17 protein-coding genes are annotated in these 23,014 nt (G+C 45.4%); 4 read left to right on the top strand and 13 right to left on the bottom strand.

Annotation, left to right across the window (positions count from 1 at the left end; genetic code table 11):
• Positions 1-25: 25 nt before the first annotated feature.
• Positions 26-961, bottom strand: a complete 936-nt coding sequence (locus L4D05_RS03925; protein WP_428753604.1) for a bifunctional enoyl-CoA hydratase/phosphate acetyltransferase — start codon at positions 959-961, stop codon at positions 26-28.
• Between the two features lie 708 nt (positions 962-1,669).
• Between L4D05_RS03925 and L4D05_RS03920 the strand changes: the two genes are divergently transcribed.
• Complete coding sequence (locus L4D05_RS03920; protein ID WP_428793090.1) at positions 1,670-3,196, top strand: diaminopimelate decarboxylase family protein; 1,527 nt, start codon at positions 1,670-1,672, stop codon at positions 3,194-3,196.
• 124 nt (positions 3,197-3,320) lie between these two features.
• Here L4D05_RS03920 and udp read toward each other — a convergent pair whose 3' ends face one another.
• The 4 genes from udp to L4D05_RS03900 form a co-directional block, all read right to left on the bottom strand.
• Positions 3,321-4,079 (bottom strand): uridine phosphorylase, encoded by a 759-nt coding sequence (gene udp / locus L4D05_RS03915; RefSeq protein ID WP_265675225.1) that lies wholly within the window; start codon positions 4,077-4,079, stop codon positions 3,321-3,323.
• Between the two features lie 221 nt (positions 4,080-4,300).
• Positions 4,301-6,676 (bottom strand): zinc/cadmium/mercury/lead-transporting ATPase, encoded by a 2,376-nt coding sequence (locus L4D05_RS03910; protein WP_428793089.1) that lies wholly within the window; start codon positions 6,674-6,676, stop codon positions 4,301-4,303.
• Positions 6,677-6,757: 81 nt separating this feature from the next.
• Positions 6,758-8,221 carry an MATE family efflux transporter gene (locus L4D05_RS03905; RefSeq protein ID WP_428752271.1) on the bottom strand — a complete coding sequence of 488 codons (1,464 nt, stop codon included), beginning with the start codon at positions 8,219-8,221 and terminating at the stop codon, positions 6,758-6,760.
• Positions 8,222-8,304: 83 nt separating this feature from the next.
• Entirely contained in the window at positions 8,305-8,721 is a 417-nt protein-coding gene (locus tag L4D05_RS03900) for a CBS domain-containing protein (RefSeq protein ID WP_265675230.1), read from the bottom strand.
• A 237-nt stretch (positions 8,722-8,958) separates the two neighbouring features.
• On the opposite strand from L4D05_RS03900, the gene L4D05_RS03895 reads away from it, so the two are divergent.
• Positions 8,959-9,216 carry a hypothetical protein gene (locus L4D05_RS03895; protein WP_428752272.1) on the top strand — a complete coding sequence of 86 codons (258 nt, stop codon included), beginning with the start codon at positions 8,959-8,961 and terminating at the stop codon, positions 9,214-9,216.
• Between the two features lie 36 nt (positions 9,217-9,252).
• On the opposite strand, the gene L4D05_RS03890 is transcribed toward L4D05_RS03895, so the two are convergent.
• The 5 genes from L4D05_RS03890 to cobA form a co-directional block, all read right to left on the bottom strand.
• Positions 9,253-11,022: a bifunctional protein-serine/threonine kinase/phosphatase gene (locus L4D05_RS03890; RefSeq protein WP_428793088.1), complete on the bottom strand. Its 1,770-nt coding sequence runs from the start codon at positions 11,020-11,022 to the stop codon at positions 9,253-9,255.
• Positions 11,023-11,167: 145 nt separating this feature from the next.
• Entirely contained in the window at positions 11,168-12,637 is a 1,470-nt protein-coding gene (locus L4D05_RS03885; protein WP_428793087.1) for a NarK family nitrate/nitrite MFS transporter, read from the bottom strand.
• A 55-nt stretch (positions 12,638-12,692) separates the two neighbouring features.
• A complete protein-coding gene (gene nirD, locus L4D05_RS03880; RefSeq protein WP_428752275.1) occupies positions 12,693-13,031 on the bottom strand; it encodes a nitrite reductase small subunit NirD in 339 nt (112 codons plus the stop codon).
• Between the two features lie 74 nt (positions 13,032-13,105).
• Positions 13,106-15,664, bottom strand: coding sequence for a nitrite reductase large subunit NirB (gene nirB / locus L4D05_RS03875; RefSeq protein WP_428752412.1), 2,559 nt, complete (start codon positions 15,662-15,664; stop codon positions 13,106-13,108).
• Positions 15,665-15,685: 21 nt separating this feature from the next.
• Positions 15,686-16,507, bottom strand: coding sequence for a uroporphyrinogen-III C-methyltransferase (gene cobA, locus L4D05_RS03870; RefSeq protein ID WP_428793086.1), 822 nt, complete (start codon positions 16,505-16,507; stop codon positions 15,686-15,688).
• Between the two features lie 415 nt (positions 16,508-16,922).
• On the opposite strand from cobA, the gene L4D05_RS03865 reads away from it, so the two are divergent.
• Positions 16,923-19,463 (top strand): molybdopterin oxidoreductase family protein, encoded by a 2,541-nt coding sequence (locus tag L4D05_RS03865; RefSeq protein WP_428793085.1) that lies wholly within the window; start codon positions 16,923-16,925, stop codon positions 19,461-19,463.
• Positions 19,464-19,795: 332 nt separating this feature from the next.
• Here the strand turns inward: L4D05_RS03865 and L4D05_RS03860 are convergent, their stop codons facing one another.
• From L4D05_RS03860 to L4D05_RS03850, 3 genes are all read right to left on the bottom strand, one after another.
• Positions 19,796-20,044, bottom strand: a complete 249-nt coding sequence (locus L4D05_RS03860; protein ID WP_428752278.1) for a hypothetical protein — start codon at positions 20,042-20,044, stop codon at positions 19,796-19,798.
• 271 nt (positions 20,045-20,315) lie between these two features.
• Complete coding sequence (locus tag L4D05_RS03855) at positions 20,316-20,759, bottom strand: GNAT family N-acetyltransferase (RefSeq protein ID WP_428752413.1); 444 nt, start codon at positions 20,757-20,759, stop codon at positions 20,316-20,318.
• A 157-nt stretch (positions 20,760-20,916) separates the two neighbouring features.
• Positions 20,917-21,927, bottom strand: coding sequence for a glycosyl transferase family protein (locus L4D05_RS03850; RefSeq protein WP_428752414.1), 1,011 nt, complete (start codon positions 21,925-21,927; stop codon positions 20,917-20,919).
• A gap of 267 nt (positions 21,928-22,194) precedes the next feature.
• Here L4D05_RS03850 and L4D05_RS03845 point away from each other — a divergent pair, with 267 nt between their 5' ends.
• A complete protein-coding gene (locus tag L4D05_RS03845; protein WP_428793084.1) occupies positions 22,195-22,965 on the top strand; it encodes a family 16 glycosylhydrolase in 771 nt (256 codons plus the stop codon).
• Positions 22,966-23,014 lie beyond the last annotated feature (49 nt).

The following is a 23,014-nucleotide window of genomic DNA, read 5'->3' as shown; positions in this document are numbered from 1 at the left end:
TGAATTAGTGACTTTCTATTTGTAATTACGCAGAGATTTCTGCAGCTTCTTTCTGTTGGCTTAGAGCAGCAACAGAACACGCAAGCGCGATAGAAACGGTTTTCTCAGCTTCGCCGTCTGCACGCGAAACAAGAACAACTGGGATACGAGCACCAAGTAGAACACCCGCCATGCTAAAGCCAGCCATGTACTGAAGTGCTTTAGCAAATACGTTGCCTACTTCGATATTTGGGACCATTAGGATGTCAGCTTGACCAGCAACCGCATCGGTACAACCTTTTAGGTTTGCTGCATATTGAGATACTGCGATATCTAGAGAGATAGGGCCTGAAACGATACAGCCTTCAATTTCACCATTCTGGTTCATCTTTTGAAGTTCAGCTGCGTCCATCGTTGCTGGCATTTTGTCGTATGGCTTTTCTTTCGCACATAGGTTCGCAACTTTTGGCTCTTCGATGCCAACAGAGTGTGCAAGTTGAACTGCGTTTTTAATGATGCCTTTCTTTTGCTCAAGCGTTGGAGCAATGTTCATTGCAGCGTCAGTAAATACGTGGAAGCTATCGCCGCCTTCTTTGAAAAGTACGCCTGCGTGGCTAAGAACATTGCCAGTACGTAGGCCGTGTTCCTTTTTAAGCACTTCTTTTAGAAGAATTGAAGTGTCAATTAGACCCTTCATTAGTAAGTCGCCTTTGCCTTCAGCAATTGCTGTTACAGCTGCTGCTGCAGTTGCTTCAAGGCCGTCAGCTTCAATGATTTCGAAATTAGCCAAGTCAACGTTCGCTTTTTCAGCTGCTGCATTGATTAGCGCACGCTCACCAACAAGGATGACGTCAGCCATACCTTCTTTAAATGCGTTATTCGCTGCATCTAATGTTGCATCATCGTGAGCTGCTGCAACAACCATGCGTTGCTTTTTACCGAATTTCTGAGCTTGCTTAATAAAGAAGTCTTTATTGTACATAGGGGCGATACCTTTTAATTAGATAGATGAGCTCAATATGTAGCTCTCTATTTATCTATTTCGATAGATTCTTATCAGGAATAAAGCGCTTAATACTGTGGAGCAATATGTCCGCTTAATTTTTATTCCTTTCAAAGGATGGAATTAATTTAGCCCACTTGATTTCGGTTTTAACTTCACTGAGAGTCAATTTTTTTGAACGTTTTACCGTAACTTCACTTGAACAGTAATAATTCAGTCAAATCAACATTGATAGCTGTTATATATCGTTATTCAAGTCACACTTTCGCTGAATTTAAACAATGCAAAGTCATTAATATTAAAGCGAGAATGAATGTAGATCGATCCAGTAACAGCAATAGCACTGGTGGTAAGTTACTTAGAAATAAAGGTAACAGCACAGTAACTTGATTGACGTATTTAACCCTGTTGTTATTTACCCCATCACTTTTATTGCCAATACCTATCATGCTCACCACTTTTATTAGCACTACCTCAGTATCAAATAACGCAAACATTCAGCCAGTGAATACCTCTTCTTTTATTTGCAACTCTAATTACCACTTTAGCGTAAGATTTTTTGACGCCCAGTGAAATGCTTTAATATCTCCTTAATCTAAACTTCATCTCAACGAAACAATAAAGAGATTTTGGCCTAAGTGCTTGAATCTCATTACATATAAAGTTGACTACCAATAAGGGTCGAAGATGAAATATCAAAACCGCCTAGAAGAGAGCGTAAATCGCCTAAGCACTGTTCTTGAAGAGCAAAAACAATTGCTTGCAGAGCAAAAAGCAACAATGAACTACGCTGAGCGTCTAGAGAACATCCTTACTCCTACAGACGAACTAAGCACTCAAGGCGACGACCTACTAATCGGTGGCTGTAAAGCAACTGACCTTATCGAGCAATACGGTAGCCCGCTTTTCGTACTAAGCGAAGACACACTACGTAACAACCTACGTCGCGTTAAAAATGCATTCGGTAACTACTGGCCTAAGCCGGTAAACGTGATGTTTGCTATCAAATCAAACACTAACTTCGCGGTTCGTGCTATTTGTAACGAAGAAGGCGTAGGCGGTGACTGTTTCGGTCCTGGTGAAGTTGAAGCAACTCACTACGCTGGCGCCGATCCAAAAACGATTGCACTTAACGGCACGGTTAAGCCTGAGCTTGCTATCCGTAAAGCAATTGAATACGGCTACGCGGTTCACCTAGATTCTTATGAAGAGATTGAAATCGTTGAGCGCATTGCTCGCGAAGTGAAGCCAGCTGAAAAAGTTCGCATCGCGGTTCGCCTAAAAGTTATCCCTGACGATTTCTTCAACGACTTCGAACCAGATGCATACCCGTTCCCTAACTTCATCGGCGCGATGAAGTGGATCAAATTCGGTCTTCTTAAAGAAGAAGCAAAGAAAATTGTTAACCGCGTTAAAGAAATCGACGTATTCGAATTCTACGGTTTCCACACTCACCTAGGTCGTTTCTCTAAGCAACCTGAAGGTTGGGATGCGCTTTACCGCGAATACGCACGCAACGTTATCGAAATCTCTCGCGAGTGTGGCGTGCAACCTTTCCAAGTTGATCTAGGCGGCGGTTGGCCACGTGAGCGTGAACCAGAGTGTCGTAGCAAAGAGCACATGATGAACTCAAACACCATCGAAGACTACGCGAAAATCGTATGTACTGGTATGCTTGAAGAGTTCAACAAAGAAGGTTTCGAGATCCCACAACTGTGGCTAGAACCAGGCCGTTACATCGCTGGTAACATCGGTACGCTAYTGACTTCTGTTTACGTAGTGAAAGATGACCAAGAGATGGACTACACCTACACCATGGTGGACGCGTCTACTTACCTAGCAACGCTAGTTGAGTCTCAAGAGTCTAAAAACCCTGTACTTCCAGCTAACAAGATGACTCAACCTCTTGTTGCTAAAACCACTGAAATCGCGGGCCCTATCTGTATCCCATCAATCTGGGAAAGCGGCGCAACGATGCCAGCTCTAGTACCAAATGACGTACTTGCTATCATGGATGTGGGTCATTACGCAGAGTCTCAAGCAAGCCAATTCAACTCACTGCCACGCCCTGCAACAGTACTGGTTAAAGACGGCGAAGCCGAGCTAATCAAACGTGCTGAAACAGTAGAAGACGTATTTGCAACGCAAATCCTTCCAGAGCGTTTTGTAAAAGCAAAAGCTGAGATCGAGAAAAAGAAAACCGCTAAAGCTTAAGCGTTAACGGATAGAAAACAAAACCTCTCACTTCGGTGAGAGGTTTTTTTATACCTGTTATTTCTAACCAAAAAAACCTCCATATAGGAGGTTCTTCATTAGTATCTGCTATTTAAATCACGCGCTAAATCAGCTTACGCGCCGCTTCAACCACAATCTTAATAGAACGCGTTTCTGCTTTCTTCAACGTGTCATGGTCTGGCGTTTCTTTTTGTGTACGGTTGATGATCACACCTGCCACACAACCCGCTTTCAGACCTGAGCTTGCACACATGGTCAACAAGGTTGCCGACTCCATTTCAAAGTTAAGCACACCCATTTGTTGCCATTCATCCATAGAGCCTTGGAAGCGACGCACAACACGGCCAGAAAACGTATCATAGCGCTCTTGGCCTGGGTAGAACGTATCACTTGAAGCCGTTACGCCGGTATGTACCGTAGAGCCAGCTTCGATAGCCGCTTGTTTCATTGCCGTTGCTACATCAAAATCAGCAACCGCAGGGAACTCCATTGGGGCAAAATGTAAGCTTGCGCCATCAAGACGAACCGAGCCCGTCGTGACGATCATATCACCCACATTCACATCCGGTTGGATCGCACCCGTAGTTCCTACGCGAAGGAAAGTACGCACGCCAAGTTGTGCCAATTCTTCTACCGCAATAGAAGTCGAAGGACCACCGATACCAGTAGAGCATACGACCACTGTCTTACCGTCTAACTTAGCACGATACACCGTGTACTCACGTTGGCTGGCCAAAAACTCAGGCTCATCCATCAACTCTGCGATTTTTTGTACGCGAGCAGGATCGCCAGGAATAATCGCTAACGTTGCACCTTGAAGATCATCTTGGTTTACGCCTAAATGGAAAACAGCTTGGGACATAGGGTGGTTCCTCTTATTTCTTAGTTATGGGATCAAGCTTATAAGATAACCGTGAGCCTTTCCGCTCACAGATCACACTTTGGGAAAGGTAATTGCACGAAATTACAAATTAAATCGTTTGGCATCACACTTTCTTGGGGGGGGTGGCGGCCAATTGTTGCTATAAAAACTAAACGCCCACCTCAAAATGAGGTGGGCACATCCATAATGACTTATCTAGCTTAGTCTAATTTCGATTTATGTCTAAGTAGTCGTAATGCATTTAAGGTAACAATGGCTGTCGCACCACTGTCAGCAAGCACTGCAACCCAAAGACCCGTCATCCCAAGCAAGGTTGTCACCAAAAACACCGCTTTTAGCCCTAATGCTAATGTCACGTTCTGTTTGATGTTATTAAGCGTGGCTCTAGACAGCTCAACCATCACTGGAAGTTCCGCTAAACGATTGTGAGTCAACGCCGCATCCGCTGTTTCTAATGCGACATCGGTTCCCCCTCCCATCGCAATACCTATGTTTGCCGCTTTCATCGCCGGGGCGTCATTAATGCCGTCGCCGACCATGGCAACTCGTTGGTGCTGAGCCAGCTCATTGACATAGGCGACTTTATCGGCAGGTAACAAACTCGCTTTGTAGTCCATACCCAATGGCGTGGCAATCGCGTGGGCGCTGCGAGCATTATCACCCGTTAGCATGATGGTATTAATACCCAGTTTAGCCAACTTTTCTACTGCTTCAGCCGCGTCAGCCCTTACTTCATCTCGCCAAGCAATAAGACCAAGTTCCTGTCCTTCATTCATTGAAGTCGTGCTTTGGTTGGTGAGTACTACCACTGTTTTGCCTTGATCTTCCAGCAGGGCGATCTGTGACTGCGTATCAACGGTAAGTTCGAACGTCACTTTACTTGGCGCAAGCAATGCATAGTGCTTATCATGAACAATCCCTTCGATGCCAACCCCCACCAACGCTCTCTTTTCCGTTGCTTCTGGAATCGTTAGACCTTTGTCTTCAACATAACGAACCAACGACGTCGCGAGAGGGTGGTTAGAGCCAGCTTCAATCGCAGCAGCAACCTCAAGCAGGTTATCCTGCGTAAAGTCTACTAGCGCTATCGTATCCGTTACGTGAGGTCGACCTAATGTCAATGTTCCCGTCTTATCAAAGGCGATAGCTTTTACGTTACCGAGTTGCTCTAGCGCCGCACCACCTTTAATGAGGGCACCACGTCGCGTTGCCGCTGCTAAACCAGAGGTAATCGCGGCAGGAGTAGAGATCACCAGTGCACATGGACAAGCAATCAACAACAGTGCCAATCCACGGTATACCCACGTTTCCCATGGCTGAGCGAACAACAAAGGTGGCGTAATAATGACAGCAAGAGACACTAGCATCATTAACGGTGTATACCAGCGGCTAAACTTATCTAAAAATCGCTCAATCGGTGCTTTACGAGATTCCGCTTCTTCAATGAGATGTAAGATTCGATCAATCGCGTTTTCACCTTGCTTCGAGGTGACTTTTAATATGACCACCTTGTCAGTCAACACAGCACCTGCCATTACATTGTCACCAATCAGGCGTTCAACAGGCAAAGACTCACCAGTTAATGCACTTTCATCGAAACTGGCACTAGTCGAAACCAATTCACCATCTGCAGGCAACCTGTCACCCGGTGCGACTTCAATCATATCGCCAGGCTGTAACTCCGAGGCACTTTTCTTGGAACGAACGCCGTCGATCACCACCGTGGCAGCTTCAGGTACTAGTGACATTAAAGCTTGTACGCCACTTCTTGCTTTTGAGGCGGCAAAGGATTCAAGGCGTTCACCAATCAAGAACAATAGCAGCACCATGCCAGCTTCAACGGTTTCACCGAGATACAGCGCGCCAATTGCCGCAACACTCATCAGTGTTTCTATCGCAAAGGGCGTACCCGATTTTGCTAGCTGAAACGCTTTTTTAGTAATGGGCATTAACCCTAACAAACAGGTTAAGATAAACAGCCACTCACTCACTTGCGGAAAAGAAGAGCGACTCAACGCAGCAACCAACATTCCTGACGAGATGGCTAAAATATGGGCATTATCGAATAGCGTTTTTTTCCAACCCGATTGAATAGGGGGTTGATTGGTATTGGAAGAGGGACCGCCATTAAGTGACTGAAGCGTAAAACCAACATTCATCACCGCCGACTCTACACTGGGCACAAGCGCCACATCATTCACTCGAACGACTAACTTCTCCGTCGCAAAAAGTACTTTAGCGCTAACTACTCCTGGAATTTTGCTTGTGGCAGATTCCACTTTTCGGGCGCATGCTGGGCAATCCATTCCCACGACTTTCCATGAATGAAGGGAGACGCTTGTCTCTCTATCTTCATCTTTGGTCTCTTTATCTTCACCTTTACCCCCTATATCCCCACCTCTGGCGTGGGGTTCTTCGGGTTCATTTGAACGACACTCCCCCTCAGTCGAACAGCAGCTTGATGATGCCTCTTCAACGGATGAAATAGAGCCTATGGTTGGTGTGCTACAACTCGCGCCTACTGGACGAATGGCATTAATTTTTTGAGTACGGCATGCATCATGTTTATTACACATGAGGATCTCCTTGATTGACATAAACCAGTATCTGTTAATACAAGTTTAAACCTTGGAGCTAACTCCAAGGTCAAGGATTAATTAGTCAATCATGGAAACAGGTGACGTTCCTTGTTTATTTTTCGCCACATCTTCAATTAAGACCGCATCATGAGTACAGAAAGGCTGGGAGTTCACACTGGTCAAACTCGGATCTTTGTTTTGTTGGCACTGCCCCGTTCTTCGCAATTCCAGAATATGATACTTAAGAACAATCAGCCCCAACACGCCAAACACGATGTTACCAATGGCTTGTCCATAGAGAACGCCCAATGCACCAAACCAATGTGCCCCGAGATAAACAAACGGTAAAGTACCCGCTGTCGCTTTACCCAAATTTAGCGCGGTTGAATAGAGTGGTCGACCAAGGTTATTAAAAGAAGTATTCGCCACAAATAACGCACCATTAAAAATAAACGTGATCGCGACATAAGTAGCAAACGTCACCACTATCAAGGCAGCATCCCCCGTCAAAGAGAAGGCAGCTATGACGTAATCTTTGACAAGGTACAGAATGAGGCAAACCACTATCGTATAGGTGGTGGTAACAATCAGAGAGTTACGTAGGGTTTCTTCTACCCTATCAATTCTAAGCGCGCCAAAGTTTTGTCCGATGATCGGACCTACCGCACCAGATAAAGCAAAAATGACCGCAAAACAAACCGGTATCAAACGGCCAATAACCGCATAACCGGCAACAAAGTCTTCACCAAATTGTGCGATAGACGTGGTCACAATCGCATTGCCGATGGGCGTTGCCGTATTAGCGATAATGGCAGGCAACGCAATCGCGAGTATCACTCGACTATTCTTGATGACTTGATGCAATTGTGGTGCAGAGAGTAATTGATGCACTTTGAGAAGTGGCATAAACGAGAAATAAAACACCGTGAAGCGCGCGATAACCGACGCTATAGCCGCTCCTTCAACATTCCAACCAAAACCAAAAATGAACAAAGGGTCTAAAACCGCATTCACTAACCCACCATAGAGCGTTGCCCACATAGAACGCTTAGCGTCACCAGCAGCGCGCAGCCCCGCGCCACTTGCCATACCTAGCGCAATCAATGGGCTACTCGGCATGATAATCCATAGGTACGCTTCTGCCCTTTCATGAGCACGACCTTCAGCCCCGATAGCGGTAAGCAGTTCAGGAATGTACGCGCACATTATCGCCGTAACAATGGCACTAATAACGAAAGCAATCACTAAGACACTACTGCCTATTTGCTTAGCAAAGGCGGTATTTTTGGCGCCAATCGCTTTCGACATGAGTGCGCCCATAGCGATAGACGTACCAATAGAGACAGATGTGGCAAAAAACGTTAACGTTCCGGCAAACCCCACCGCAGCGGCTAGCTCAACTTGACCCAACATACTAATAAACAGCATATCAAGCAGATCAACAACGAATAACGACATTAACCCGATGGAACCAGCGCCCGACATCACAAGGATGTGGCGCATGGTTGATCCTTCTAGAAACTTAGCCGATGGCTCTGTCATCACAATCCTTTGTATCACGTTACCAAAAAATAAGGCGCTTTCGCGCCTACTAACCGTTTAAATCATTTGAAAAGCGAGACGCTCTACACTGGGTGCTTAAAGCACTCTTTCAAATTCTTACCAATTGCCTGTAATACGTCTCGGCGTGAAATCATTCCAACTAATCGACCTTGATCGATAACGGGGTACACTTTCGGTTTCCCTACTTTCATCATGTCTGCGAGTTCAATGATCGACATTTCAGGCGTGACGGATAGCACTTCTTTATACATGCAATCTCCCACAGTGTGGGTATCTTGACAGTGGTATGTGACCTTCACCAGCTTTTCTAAAAGATCTTGTTCCGAAATAAAGCCAATCACTTTTTCATTTTCATCAATAACAGGTCCACCTAGATGCTTTGATTCCATCACCTTATCTAAAGCGGCGCTCAACGGCATATCAACGGTAAACGTGATTGCTCTTTGGGTCATATAATCTCTTACTTTTAAAGATTCCATGATGTTCTCCTTAATCCCCAATAACTTACTTCGTTATTTTCATTGTCGTCTAATTTGTCGATTTTGCTAAACTGGAATGAGTAATTTTATCCATAGGTCGTGTCTATCAACCCTCACTCGATTCCCTTCCTTTTTACTAAGCGTAAGACGAAAACGGCAGCTTTGCCTATCTTCCCGACAAGAAATTTGTAACAATCTCAAAGCTGTGCCTCTGTTTTACATTTAGGATTATTACCATTGTTTAAGAAAATACTCGCGGTACTTGCCGACGCCGTTGAATACCGTTCTCGGATTTGGGTCGTTCACGTTTCAGAGTCGCTACTCAAAGATCAATCTTATGTGGTCAACGAAGACAGCTTCAAAACCTCTTTAGAGTGGATGCAACGTAAGGGCTATTCCTCGTCAATGCTCGAACAAGTTGAGTGTATGAAACGCTCTCAAATCCTAGTCTTCGAACTTGGACCTACCCAACACCAGCTCATGCGAGTTAAATGACACAAGAGCGTGACATGGTTCTGCTCATATCCGCCGCTAGCCTTGTGTCAGTATCACGAACTCAACCAAGGCAATCAGCGCAAACAGTATCGCGATGCCTTTCCAAAACAGTACCGGATGTTTGGTCATCAGCGGGCTGGCTTCTACTCCCTTGAGCAACATTGCGTTGGGTGAAGTAATATCGGTAACAAATTCACTCAGCACTCGATATCGAGATGCAGGTAAAGGGTGACAAGCTTTCTTGATAGCTAATTCAAACCATAACGGGACATCATCCCTTGTTTGGAGCATGCTTCGATATTGCCACTTTTGATGCCGTGCTTGTTGCACAGACAAAGCCGTGACTTCTTTATAGGGTAATGCCCCACACAACATTTCATAACCAATCACCGCCACTGAAAATAGGTCCGACGTCGTCGTTGCTGACTCGCCAAATAGATATTCTGGCGCTATATAATTGGCGGCGCCCAAAGGGTTCTCAATACGTTTCCTTGTCTGGCTTTCTTCCAATCCTTTGACGGATACTGCGCCTAAATCAATAATTTTTATCGACCCATCATCACTAATCATGACATTCTCGGGCTTAAGATCTCGGTGAACCATATCAAGGCGTTGTAGGACTCGAATCGCTTTTATGAGCTCATCAAGAACCGACCTTACTTGCTTTAACGTCGGCATTGGATTGTCATACATCCATTGCCGCAGTGTTATTCCATCTATCCGCTCACATAGATGATAAAGATAAGGCGATGATTCGGGCTGTGGATAGACCTTCATAATGCGATGGTTATTCACCCGACTTCCGACCCAGTACTCATTACTAAAACACACGAGTGCGTCGGTATCATCGGCGTAATGTTGTGAGGGAGCTTTCAGCACATAGCGTCGTTGCGTGGTTTCATCTATCACTTCATATACATGGCTACGGCTTCCCGAATGTATAACTTTTGTCACACGGTAGTGATCTATTCGATTATTAACTTTAAGAGCAGGCGGAATCACCCGATTAAGCGTTCGCTGCTGAAATTCGAACAACGTTAACTGTGGTAAGTCATTCACCGAGACGAGTAGGCACGTTGCATTGTCTTGGCCACCAGTATCAATCGCTTGCTTACATAACTGATGCGCTTTTTCCTCTAGAACCGAATCTAACCCCGCAGCAGCCTGTGTTTTCAGCATCGCCTGACAAAGCAATGTGTCTTCCAGCGCATCATGCACACCGTCGGTGGTAAATAAAAACTGGTCACCCTTGTGTAATTCTATCGTTTGATAGTCCACTTCCAGTTTGGTATCCATCCCCAAGGCGCGAGTCAAATAGGCATTTTTCCCACCATTTATTCGCTGATGGTCACGGGTGAGTCGGCGTAAAGCGCCAGCTCGAAATACATATACGCGACTATCACCAACATGGAAAATATGCGCGGTGTTGGATTTAAAAATCGCGCAACTAAATGTTGTCACCAACCCATTGTGACGAAGCGCCTCCTTTGCTCCTGACTCATATAACCAAGCATTAAGTGACTTCAACACTTGGCTGGCACAATGCTGCACGCTCCAGCTGTCTGGCGTCGCATAGTAATCAGACACAAATTGCATCACGCTGGTGTGGCTGGCTTTTTGTCCGTGGGCACTACAACTCACCCCATCAGCAATACACGCGATCGTCCCTTTCACTTCTTTTTCTGCTTTTTCTTCAGGATGACGGACCACAAATGCATCTTGATTTTCTTCGCGAGGTCCCTTTAAAGACGCACCGCCAAAACTTAACGATAAAGACACTTGGTGTTCCATCTTAGATCTTTCCATGATTTCCTCGCTGCAAGCAAAGCGTTCATTCCCTGCTTAATAGCAAATGACAATTCGAACAAAAACCCCGTGGCAGCGAGGCCTTTGAACGAGTGGGGAATGGTTTCGAAAATTCTACGCCAATCCCCTCTCTCCCGATTTCCAATTAATGGGAGACATTAATCAATGTCACGCTGCCGTCTTCATTCACTTCTGCGATTTGGCCGTTTGGCTCTTCCATCAACATCAAGGTGACAAAACCAAGCACGGCTGTTCCCGCAATCACATAGAAGAACGTTTGATAATCAACAAATGACAACACCGTCAGGTAAACTACCGCCCCTACGTTTCCATAAGCCCCTGTCATTCCTGCTATCTGCCCAGTCATACGACGCTTGATTAGTGGCACCGTTGCAAACACCGCACCTTCACCAGCCTGAACAAAGAACGAACATGCCATGGCAGCGCAAACCGCTAGCCATAATGGCCATTCACTGTCTACTTGACCCATCATGAAATAGCCTCCTGCCAGTCCTGCCGTTAAAATCAGCAGAGTTGACTTACGACCAAACTTATCTGAAATCCAGCCACCACCGGGACGAGACATTAAATTCATGAAGGCATAAGCCGACGCGACCATCCCAGCTAGAACAGGGGTTAACTCAAACGTTTCTAAGAAAAATAGCGGTAGCATGGATACCACGGCAAGCTCGGAGCCAAACGTTGCAAAGTAGAGCACATTTAATACCGCAACTTGTTTAAATTTATACTTATGTATTTCAGGAACCGGCTCAGAGAACACCGACTTATTCACTTTCCATACTTGAGAAACTTCATACACATAGAGAACAAGCAACCCTACATAGAAACTGTTTACCAAAGTACTACTTAGCATGGCGATATTTGACGGCGACAGTTTCCATGCAAGCAAAGCAAGTGCTGCGTACATCGGAATTTTCATTATGAGTAAGAAGAAAAAGTCCCCTTTTGACGTGACTTCCATCGCCGTTAAGTGCTTGGGTCTAAAATACGTCGAACCTTTAGGCGTGTCTTGTACACTTCGATAAAAAACAAACGAGAACAAAAGACTCATCAAACCCGTAATAGCAACCGCGTAACGCCAACCCTCTTCACCACCAAACATCAACGCAAGTGTCGGCAGTGTAAAGGCTGCCGCCGCCGAGCCAAAATTGCCCCATCCCCCGTAGATACCTTCTGCAGTGCCGAGCTCATCATGAGGGAACCACTCAGAAACTAGACGAATACCGATAACAAAACCTGCACCGATAAAACCCAACAGGAAACGGGCTATTGCAGCTTGAATAAACGAATCAGACAGCGCAAAGACAAAACAAGGTATTGAACACACCGCCAATAAGGCAGAGTAGACCAATCTAGGGCCATATTTATCGGTTAACATCCCGATGATGACCCTTGCTGGTATCGTCAATGCGACATTAAGAATCAATAACGTTTTAACTTCTTGTGTGGACAACCCAAGTGACGTTTTGACCATTTGCAGCAATGGCGCAAAGTTAAACCACACCACAAAAGTAATAAAGAACGCCATCCAACTGAGGTGGAGCGTTTTCATCTTTTCCGAAAATGAAAACAAATTAAACTTAGTGCTTTCCATAATAAAATCCCTTTTACTGATCAGTTTCCCAACCAGAGCTCCTTAATAGAACCGTTTAAGCCGCTATGGGCAATTTAAGTTGCACGTCACCACCACTCACCCTCACGTCAAAGCGCGTGAGCTTAATGGCAGGTTCCTCAATGCAGACCCCGGTCTGTAAGTTAAAATGCTGCTTATAGAGGGGCGAGGCCACACAAGGCTGCCCATCAAATGAACCCATAATGCCGCGGGACATCACATAGGCATGACCAAAAGGATCGTAATTACAAAGCGCATACAGCTCATCACTACGCTGACAATAAAAAATCGCGACTTGTTTATCTTCCACTCTGGCGCACACACCGGTATGGGGAACCAAGTCGTCCGTTGAACAGACGGTTAACCACTGACTCATAGTCTTCTCCTTAACTATCAAAATCTATTTTCTGCTGGTGTAAACACCATTATGTTTTGACGTAAACTTGGCGGTTACACTTCAACCACATCAATACGTTGCTCCAAAATGAGCGCTTGTTTCTTATTGTTAGTTGGGAATCTTTGCTGGCGAATATTGACGAACTGCAAGTTACTATCCAGTTCTTCAGTATTAATAAAGTGTTGGAATCGTTTTAGTTTTTCTGGGTTCTCTAACGTGGTTTTCCATTCACATTGATATTTTCCAACGTTGGTGGCCATATCGGCTTCAAGTTCTTCGGCTAGGTTAAGCTTATCGTCGACGATAATTTGTTTGAGGTACTCGATGCCTCCTTCTAAATTTTCTAACCACACCGAAGTACGTTGCAAACGATCTGCGGTGCGAATATAGAACATCAACACACGATCGATATACCGTATCAAGGTTTCTTCATCGAGATCCGTTGCCAATAAATCGGCGTGACGAGGGCGCATACCACCGTTACCACATACGTATAAGTTCCAGCCTTTATCTGAGGCAATCACACCAATATCTTTTGACTGAGCTTCGGCACATTCGCGCGTACAGCCTGAGACTGCGAACTTAAGCTTATGGGGTGAACGTAACCCCTTATAACGATTCTCAAGGTCAATGGCGAAACCCACACTGTCTGCCACGCCGTATCGACACCATGTACTCCCCACACACGATTTAACGGTTCTCACGGATTTGCCGTAAGCATGACCTGTTTCAAAGCCAGCATCGACCAATCGCTTCCAAATCAGCGGCAACTCGTTTAATTGAGCACCAAACAAGTCGACACGCTGGCCACCGGTTATCTTGGTATACAAATCAAAGTCTTTTGCCACTTGCCCCAGTACAATTAGCTTATCTGGCGTAATTTCCCCCCCAGCAATACGGGGAACAACCGAATAAGTGCCATCTTTTTGCATGTTGCCAAGATAAATATCATTGGTGTCTTGCAGCTCCATATGCTGCTCTTCCAAAATGTAGTCATTCCAGAATGACGCCAATATTGAGCCAACGGTCGGCTTACAAATCTCGCAGCCAAGCCCACTGCCGTGCGTTTCCAGTAAATCATCAAACGTTTTGATTTGGTTGACGCGCACAATGTCGCTCAATTCTTGGCGCGAATAAGCAAAGTGCTCACAAATATCGTTATTGACTTCTACACCGAGGTTAAGTAATTCGCTGTCTAGAACTTGTTTGGCAAGAGCGGAACAACCGCCACAACCCGTAGACGCATTCGTTGTCTCTTTTAGCGCGGCCATCGTATTACAACCACTTGCCACCGCTTGTTTGATGTCCCCTTTAGTCACATCAAAACAAGAACAGATTACGGCCGAATCTGGCAATGCATCCACGCCAAGTCCTGTCGCGCTATCGTCTGCGACATTTGGTAGAATCAGCACGGATGGGTTTTCTGGTAATGGCATATCATTTTGCTTTAACTGCAATAGCGTCCCGTAGGCGTCCGCGTCGCCAACTAATACCGCCCCAACGATTTTACTGCCATCTTCAGAGACAATTAACCGTTTATAGACTTGTTCTATTTCGTCATTGTAAGTGTAAGATTGCGCGCCCGGTGTTTGACCATGCACTTCACCAATACTCGCCACGTCTACGCCCAGCAACTTAAGCTTGGTGCTCATGTCTGCGCCAGTAAATAACGAACCCGACTGACCATTGCTGAGAATTTGTGACGCGGCCACTTTTGCCATTTGGTAGCCCGGTGCCACCAAACCAAAAATTTTGTTATCCCATAACGCACATTCACCCACTGCGTAGACATCTTTGACGTTGGTTTGGCAGCTATCGTCAATCACAATACCGCCACGTTCTCCAATGGTAATATTTGACTGCCTTGCTAATTCATCTTGTGGGCGGATACCTGCGGAGAAAACAATCACATCCGTTTCAAGGTGAGTACCATCAGCAAAGTTCATGCGATAGCGAGAATGACTACCCGCAACAATTTCTGTGGTCGCTTTTTGCGTATGAACGGTGACGCCAAGATCTTCAATCTTTCGCTTCAGTAATGCGCCGCCACCATCATCTAATTGCACCGCCATTAAACGGGGGGCAAATTCTACGACGTGTGTTTCCAAACCTAAGTTTTTAACTGCATTCGCCGCTTCTAAACCTAACAACCCACCCCCAATCACCACGCCGCTCTTGCTGGTTTTGCTTGATGCTTCAATAGCGTCCAAATCTTCAATGGTTCGATAAACGTGGCAGTGAGCCTGATCGTTACCAGGGATGGGCGGCACAAACGGAAATGACCCTGTTGCTAGTACCAGCTTGTCATAAGCTTCACGTCGACCACTTTGCGTGACAACGGTTTTAGCGTCTGTGTCCAGTGATACTACTTTGTCATTTAGCACGTACTGGATGCCGTTTTCTTCATAGTAACTGGCGTCCGTTAGTGCCAGATCACTGGCTCCTTTTCCTTCATCAAAATAACTCGTGAGTTGTACTCGGTCGTAAGCCAAACGAGGCTCTTCTGAAAATGTAATAACCTGAAACTCTGCCGTTTCAGACGAAATAATTGAATCAATAAACTTGTGGCCAACCATTCCATTGCCAACAACAACTATTTTCTGCTTACTCATCATTAATTCCTTTTAAAAATATTAAGCTGTCAGTTTTAATCTTCGCAGTTCAGTGTCGACTGCTGATTCATCCATTACGGCATTCATTGAGCGTTGTGCTAGCCACTGCATTTTTTCAGCGACGGTCACCACCTGACCAATGACAATAAGCGCTGGAGACTGCACCTTGTGCTGCTGCTTCAATGCATCCAGTTCGTCCAACGTACCAATAAGCGTACGCTGCTCGGGACAACAACCTTTTTCAATCAATGCCACAGGTGTATTAGGATCCATGCCAGCATCAATAAGCGCCGTGGATATCAGCTGCGTCTTGGTCAAGCCCATGTATATCACCAATGTTTGGTTCAATTTGGCTAACGCATCCCAACGCACTTCTAAGTCATGCTCTGCATGGGCAGTGATGAATGTGCAGCCTTGTGCTAACCCGCGATGGGTAAGCGGGATCTGAGAATACGTTGTGCAACCGGACGCCGCCGTAATACCAGGGATAACCTCAACGTCGATACCATGTTGACTAAGCCACAGCATCTCTTTACCACCGCGGCCAAACACAAATGAATCTCCTCCTTTAACCCGGCAAATTCGCTCACCTGCATTCACTCGCGCTAGTAATGTTTGGTTGATCTCATCTTGAGTCGAACTGTGACAACCTTTCTGCTTTCCAACAAAAATTAACGTGGCTGTGCTAGGAAATAAGTCTCGAATCGGCTCGCTGACCAAATTATCAAATATGATCGTGTCTGCGGCTTGTATGGCTTTCATCGCTTTAATGGTTAGCAGGTCGGGATCTCCCGGTCCTGCACCAATCAGCGAAACAGTGGCGTGATGGCTGAATCCTTTCATATAGCACTCCATGGTCATTCAATGACTCACTCTCATTTTGTCTACTATAGCTTGAGCAAAGACAGTGCCAACACAACAGACCCTATGGAAAATAATCAACAAATCACTTTAAAAACAATTAACTACCAACAACAACCCTGAAGTCTTCAATCAAAGCCCTGTCGCCAAAAACACAATTAACCCCCATTTTTGAGCACTTTTAGTGCATTTACTTCCAAAACAGTGCATCTTCTCAAGTTTACTTCAGAGATAGGCTAAAAATCACCACATACCACTTTAGTGGTACTGTTTTTATCCATTGATTTATATAACTTTTATTGTGAAAACTTAGCCTCACCATACTTTAAGGCGATATGGCGCGGAACTTGCTCACTCATACATATCGTGGATTAACTCTGAACAGAGAGAGAAAATTATGGATGATGGTAGTTGGACTAAATCAACGTGCCCATATTGTGGTGTAGGGTGTGGAATAGAAGCACGACCTACCGCGAAAGGATTGCTCGAAGTAAGGGGAGATAAATCTCATCCATCAAACTATGGCAAGCTTTGCAGTAAGGGCATTGCGCTAGGTGAGACCGTGATTCAAGATGGACGAGCACGCTTCCCACTCTTTCGCTCATTGACGAAAGCCCCCACGAATAGCACCGAAGCAGTCAACCATGCTCTAGAAGAATCTGGCAAGGTTACGACACACGTAGACACTGTCAGTGATTGGGAGACCATCACCGAGCACGTAGCGACCCAGTTTACCCGCACTATTGAGCAATTCGGTCCCGACTCCGTCGCCTTCTACGTTTCTGGACAACTGCTTACCGAAGATTACTACGTAGCAAACAAGCTGATGAAAGGTTTCATAGGCAGCGGTAATATCGACAGTAACTCGCGGCTATGTATGGCATCGAGTGTCGTGGGTCATAAGCGAGCATTTGGTTCCGATACGGTTCCCATCTGTTACGAAGATCTAGAGCAGGCCGAACTGGTGATTATCACAGGCTCAAATCTCGCATGGTGTCACCCTGTGTTATTTCAGCGTCTTCGCCTCGCAAAACAGCAAAACCCAACTATGAACATTGTCGTCATTGATCCAAGAGAGACGGCCACCTGTGAGATCGCAGATCTGCACCTAGCCCTTAACTCTGGCTCCGATGTGGCGTTGTTCAATGGCTTATTGGCGTATCTTTGTACTCACAAACACCTTAATCATGACTATATCGACGCTTACACCGACGGTTTTGATGCCGCGCTGAAGATGGCTAACACTGAAAAAAACACCCTAGAGGTAACAGGGCTTGATTTAGAAAAGCTTGAGCGTTTCTATACATTATTTGCCAAGACTGAAAAGGTCGTCACCGTATACTCTCAAGGCGTGAATCAATCCAGCCAAGGCTCAGACAAAGTGAATGCCATACTCAACTGTCACTTAGCGACAGGCAAAATAGGCAAGCCTGGCGCAGGGCCCTTCTCTGTAACTGGTCAGCCAAATGCAATGGGCGGTCGAGAAGTGGGTGGCCTTGCCAACACACTCGCCAGTCACATGGAGTTTGATAACCCACAACACCAATCCCTTATCCAAGACTATTGGCAAACCAGCCAACTGGCCACCAAGCCCGGTTTAAAAGCTATTGAACTGTTTGATGCCATTGAATCTGGCAAAATCAAAGCGGTATGGATAATGGCCACCAATCCTGTAGTGAGCCTTCCTGATAGCCAAAAGATCCAAGCAGCACTGCGTCAGTGTCCCTTCGTTGTCGTGTCGGACTGCATCCAAGATACCGAAACGACCCAGTTCGCTGACGTTATCCTCCCCTCTCAAGGTTGGAGTGAAAAGTCAGGTACCGTGACCAATTCAGAGCGACGTATTTCACGCCAACGCCGCCTCCTGCCAAGCCCTGCGCTTGCAAAACCAGATTGGTGGATCATCAGTCAGGTCGCGAAAAAAATGGGCTTTGCCTCAGCGTTTAATTACTTGCATGAAGGACAAATTTTCAGCGAATACGCCATGATGACAACACTCGGCAATGAGGCAGGCCAACGCGACCTCAATCTGATTGGTCTCACCTCGCTTGATGATAAAGGCTATAGCCGATTGTCCCCCCAGCAATGGCCAGTCACAGAGCAACAATCTAAGATCGTCAACCAACGTTTATTTAGCGATAATCAATTTTTTACTCCCAACAAGCGTGCGCAATTTATTGCCGTTCGCCACCAGGCACCGAAAAGTAGCCCCTCTCGAGAGTTACCGTTAATTCTTAACAGTGGACGAGCACGCGATCACTGGCACACCATGAGCCGTACCGGATTATCAACCAGTCTGGCAAGCCATTCACCTGAGCCGTATGTCACCGTTCACCCCGATACCGCACAACGCTTCGGCGTTAAGCATGGACACATCGCCAGCATAAACAACAATCAAACAGCCATTCAAGCCCGTGTTCATTGCTCTACCGCTATGACACCAAACCAGCTGTTTATGCCGATACATTGGAACAACTCAACCGCCAGCAACGGTAAACCTTGTTCGCTCATTGAGCCAAACTCAGACGTTAACTCTGGTCAACCTGAATTCAAACACACGCCAGTATCCCTATCAGCATGGCCACAACGGTGTGAAGCCCTGCTCTTTAGCCAACGCCCTTTGAACCTGAGTAACATCGACTATTGGGCGCAACAAAAGGTCTCCGAAGGGTATTTATATCGGATTGCATCGCAGCAAAATCCTATGCAGTTGATCGTGGCACTCACTGATTACATGCGTATCGACGCAGAGAAAACACTATCGGTGGATGGGGGTGACGCTTCGCTAGGGTTTAGGCAGGCACATCTCACATCACAATCGCTTCATTGCGCCTTCGTGGTAAAAACAACCCTATCGGAGCTCGATATTGACTGGTTTATGACGCTACTTTCAGAAGCTAATAGTGAAACGTTGGAAGAGCACTTTATGAAGGTATAACGTAAGTAAGGAAGTAAGGAAGTAAGGAAGTAAGGAAGTTAGCACGAGAGGGATTAAAGCTTACGCCCTCGAATTGCTTTCATTTTCTGCCTGCCTTTTGCAACCAACACACGGCAATTTCAATTTACCCGAATGTTAGGTGGTCAGTGCTACTCAAAGGCTGAAGCGAAATTCATGCAACGCACCGATGTGATTTGATAAACAGAGAGTAACCATAATAACCCACGACCATTGGTTTAGCTCTCTTATTAACCGATAGACTTTAAGCGAACGTCAGTGCAATTGAAAAACATTTGTACTGACTAACGCCTATATGACGCAATACTTCAGCTTTACAGCCCAGCAGTTCCCGCGGTAACAACTCCCACCACCAATTGCGATTTCGCCAAAACTTTTAATTCATCACCATGAATCGTTTTAAATTTTTCATGCGCTATCTGACTATTTTCGGCTTCTACAATATCACCAATGCACTCAAACCCTTGATCAATGAGTTGTTCACTTTCTGCTAAAAATGATGGACTACTGACATCCAAGTGTAATAGTACTTTATCTTTTTGGTAAAATTGAAATGTAGCCATCTTTGCTCTCCTCAATAATTCATCATCAGAGTAATTATTAATATACTTGGTATCAACAAATTTTTAACACAAAACTGTGTGTAAATGTTTAGCTCGGCTAAGTATGAAATGAGGGCGAAGACATTAGAATATAAGTCTTAGGATAGAACGTAAGGAGAGCTCAGGCATTTCTAACAAACCTTTCACGACCGTCCTTTACATCGAGTATTCCCGGCAATAAGTCACCGATAGAAACTAAATCATGCTTTCGGGGTCTGTCCTTTAAAGCGCTCTAAACCTGTCGTTGAGGGGTTCGAGATACTCTCATGACTTTATGGTTTGGCTCCGACTCTGTATCAATCTCTGACCAACCCAGTGATTGATACAGGGCTGGAACATTTGTGTATGCATACAGACCAGATTGAGAGGGTTTGAGTTGTCTTTGAGCATATCGAATCAGCTGGCTTGCTATTCCTTGCCCACGGAAATCACACCTAACATAGACGGCGTTTAACCAAACGACTTTATGAGTGCATCCCGGCTCCTCAAATAGGGAAAAGGCCAAGCCACCAATTAACTTACCATCTGATAAAGCAGCAATGGGTAATGGGACTTCTGGATTTGAAATACCTAAGTCACTGACCTTAAAGTCAGGCCATTCAGAGTGAAACATGGACGCTAAGGCACTAATTAGCGGAGAGTTTTCATCGATTTGCAACAAGCTGACTTTAGACATCATTCATTGAATTCCTTGGAAAATGAATAAAACGATTAGCATGGCGGCAGACACAATAGCGAGTAACCAAAACGAGTGATTTGGTTACTCGGAAAGCAGTGCGCTAGCGCCTAGATAACCGTCAGCTCAAATAATACGGCAAACTGCTATTCATGGTTTAGCACGTTTTTAAAGACTGGCTTAAATCCGTTGTATAAGTATTGCGACAATACGCAGACCAATACGATTCAGCTTTTGATACCGACAATGAATAATCGCCTGACATGGTGAAAAGTGCCGCAGCTAGCGTTGCCACAACGGTATTGGCCATGAGTTGCCATTCATCTTGCGGCGTCTCAAACGGACAATATTTCGGTACTTCTCTGTCCTGCATCGTTTCTTCGATATAGGTTGAATGCACCGAATCGCCCTCTACCCACCACACGGTTTGGCTTACCTTAGGGTTAAACTCCGTTTCCCCGGACTGTCCTTTAAAAGACAACATGCGCTTGTATTCATGTTCACTTCCTGCATGACGAACGAGCAAGTGTTCTATTTGAGCATGTAACTCTTGAAAGCCAGGGTGAAAGCTGCCTCTCATTCCATAGGGGGCATTTGCCGGATTCAGTGCTCTTATCACCGTATTGATAGGCGTTCTTAATCCGTAGCGATGCTTCCAATCTAGCATTCGTTTCGCTAACGGTGAGAAGTGGCTGAGCGGTAAATACGCGATATTTTGCTGCGCTAACATTTGCCCAGCATGCTCAATGTCGTCTGCCTTGGTGATGTTGAGTGACAACAGGCAGTCGCGAGCATGAATACGCTCACTTTCTTTATCCAGATCGCCATGAAGCAACACTTTTACGCCGTTTTCCGCCAAAATACTCGCGGCAAGTAAATGCCAAGGCTTACCCGACATTTGACCTACGCGCTTTCCTGCGTACAAAGGCCAATCGAAATCAGCTTGAACATGGTGATTTTTCGGTTTCAATGCCTCAACAAATCCAGCGATTTCTTCTGCGGTCTCATCTCTTACACGAATGAGCATGAGCAGCATCGCCACTTGATCATCGTCGATTTGGCCGTCGACATATTGCTGCATGACTGTTCTGGCTTGTTCTTGTGTTAGTGGACCTCGCCCGCGAGAGCCTCTGCCGACGGTTCTGATACATTCTTTAATAATTGACAAGCTCATTCCCTTATCTTGCGTTAACTAACTAGTCACCAATTGTAATTCAGCCGCCTCTTCTCGCAAGCTCTAATTTTCTAAAGCGACATACCTCATCATATCTGTGCGACCTCAATGACTTACGCTAGCTGCCCGCTGAGTAATCATAACGTTGCTCAGCATCTTATTGGCTATTTCTCAAAAACTAGACGTCAGTTTTTTCTAGAAACCGTCACACTAGTTATGTTTACGGAAGAATTATTGACGCCTAAAGCAAGGACATAACTGATGAAAAAAGAATGCCTAGTGCTACTCACCGCAGGGCTGAGCTCGCTGTCATATGCTGACACCCCATTTTCAGACGGTTTCAATGAATTAGACCGTTCACGCTGGTTTCTCGCTCACGATTGGGAAAATGGATACCCCTTTCTAAACCGCTGGCAAGATAGCCAAGTTGAGTTTAGTCCAAGTGGAATGGCGATACACTTAGAGAATACTGAAGACAATCATGGCTATTTGGATATCATTTCTGGGGAAATTAGGACATTGGATTTTTACGGTAATGGCTGCTTTCAAGTAGACATTAAGCCGATAAAAGCCGACGGTGTCATAAGTGCCTTTTTCTTGTTTGCTGGTCCTTATGATCAACCTGATGGTGGTAATGGGCTTCACAACGAAATTGACATCGAATTTCTTGGTTCCAATACTAATTTAGTCCAGTTTAACTTTTGGACTAACGATAATAGCTATGAACAGAAAAACGAATACATTCATTATTTGGATTTTGATGCCTCTGAAGATTTCCATACCTATGCTATTGAATGGAACCACCGCGTCATCCGCTGGTTTATCGATGGCCAGATTGTTTATAAGGTCAGGCACTCAAAACACCTTCCGATTCCAATGAAATCGGACACGAAACTCAGAGCCATGATGAATGTTTGGGCCATCGACCCACAAATTAGTAATTGGGCTGGTGAGTACAACACAGAAATGGGACTTAAATATTCCGCTTACTATCGTAACTTTCGTTACAAAACGTCTCGATGTAACAAATAGCACTTTAACGATTCAGTTTCACGCTATGACATGAAACTGAATCATCTTA

It is taken from the genome of Vibrio nomapromontoriensis (assembly GCF_050337205.1).
Classification (GTDB): domain Bacteria; phylum Pseudomonadota; class Gammaproteobacteria; order Enterobacterales; family Vibrionaceae; genus Vibrio; species Vibrio nomapromontoriensis.
Note: the sequence above shows the minus strand (reverse complement) of the source record. Positions and strands in the feature narration are given on the sequence as shown.

What these genes read in the sequence shown, in the direction of transcription:
- L4D05_RS03925 (WP_428753604.1), bottom strand. Translation starts at nt 961, where the DNA reads ATGTACAATAAAGACTTCTTTATTAAGCAAGCTCAGAAATTCGGTAAA.
- udp (WP_265675225.1), bottom strand. Translation starts at nt 4,079, where the DNA reads ATGTCCCAAGCTGTTTTCCATTTAGGCGTAAACCAAGATGATCTTCAA.
- L4D05_RS03910 (WP_428793089.1), bottom strand. Translation starts at nt 6,676, where the DNA reads ATGTGTAATAAACATGATGCATGCCGTACTCAAAAAATTAATGCCATT.
- L4D05_RS03905 (WP_428752271.1), bottom strand. Translation starts at nt 8,221, where the DNA reads ATGACAGAGCCATCGGCTAAGTTTCTAGAAGGATCAACCATGCGCCAC.
- L4D05_RS03900 (WP_265675230.1), bottom strand. Translation starts at nt 8,721, where the DNA reads ATGGAATCTTTAAAAGTAAGAGATTATATGACCCAAAGAGCAATCACG.
- L4D05_RS03890 (WP_428793088.1), bottom strand. Translation starts at nt 11,022, where the DNA reads ATGGAAAGATCTAAGATGGAACACCAAGTGTCTTTATCGTTAAGTTTT.
- L4D05_RS03885 (WP_428793087.1), bottom strand. Translation starts at nt 12,637, where the DNA reads ATGGAAAGCACTAAGTTTAATTTGTTTTCATTTTCGGAAAAGATGAAA.
- nirD (WP_428752275.1), bottom strand. Translation starts at nt 13,031, where the DNA reads ATGAGTCAGTGGTTAACCGTCTGTTCAACGGACGACTTGGTTCCCCAT.
- nirB (WP_428752412.1), bottom strand. Translation starts at nt 15,664, where the DNA reads ATGAGTAAGCAGAAAATAGTTGTTGTTGGCAATGGAATGGTTGGCCAC.
- cobA (WP_428793086.1), bottom strand. Translation starts at nt 16,507, where the DNA reads ATGAAAGGATTCAGCCATCACGCCACTGTTTCGCTGATTGGTGCAGGA.
- L4D05_RS03865 (WP_428793085.1), top strand. Translation starts at nt 16,923, where the DNA reads ATGGATGATGGTAGTTGGACTAAATCAACGTGCCCATATTGTGGTGTA.
- L4D05_RS03860 (WP_428752278.1), bottom strand. Translation starts at nt 20,044, where the DNA reads ATGGCTACATTTCAATTTTACCAAAAAGATAAAGTACTATTACACTTG.
- L4D05_RS03855 (WP_428752413.1), bottom strand. Translation starts at nt 20,759, where the DNA reads ATGTCTAAAGTCAGCTTGTTGCAAATCGATGAAAACTCTCCGCTAATT.
- L4D05_RS03845 (WP_428793084.1), top strand. Translation starts at nt 22,195, where the DNA reads ATGAAAAAAGAATGCCTAGTGCTACTCACCGCAGGGCTGAGCTCGCTG.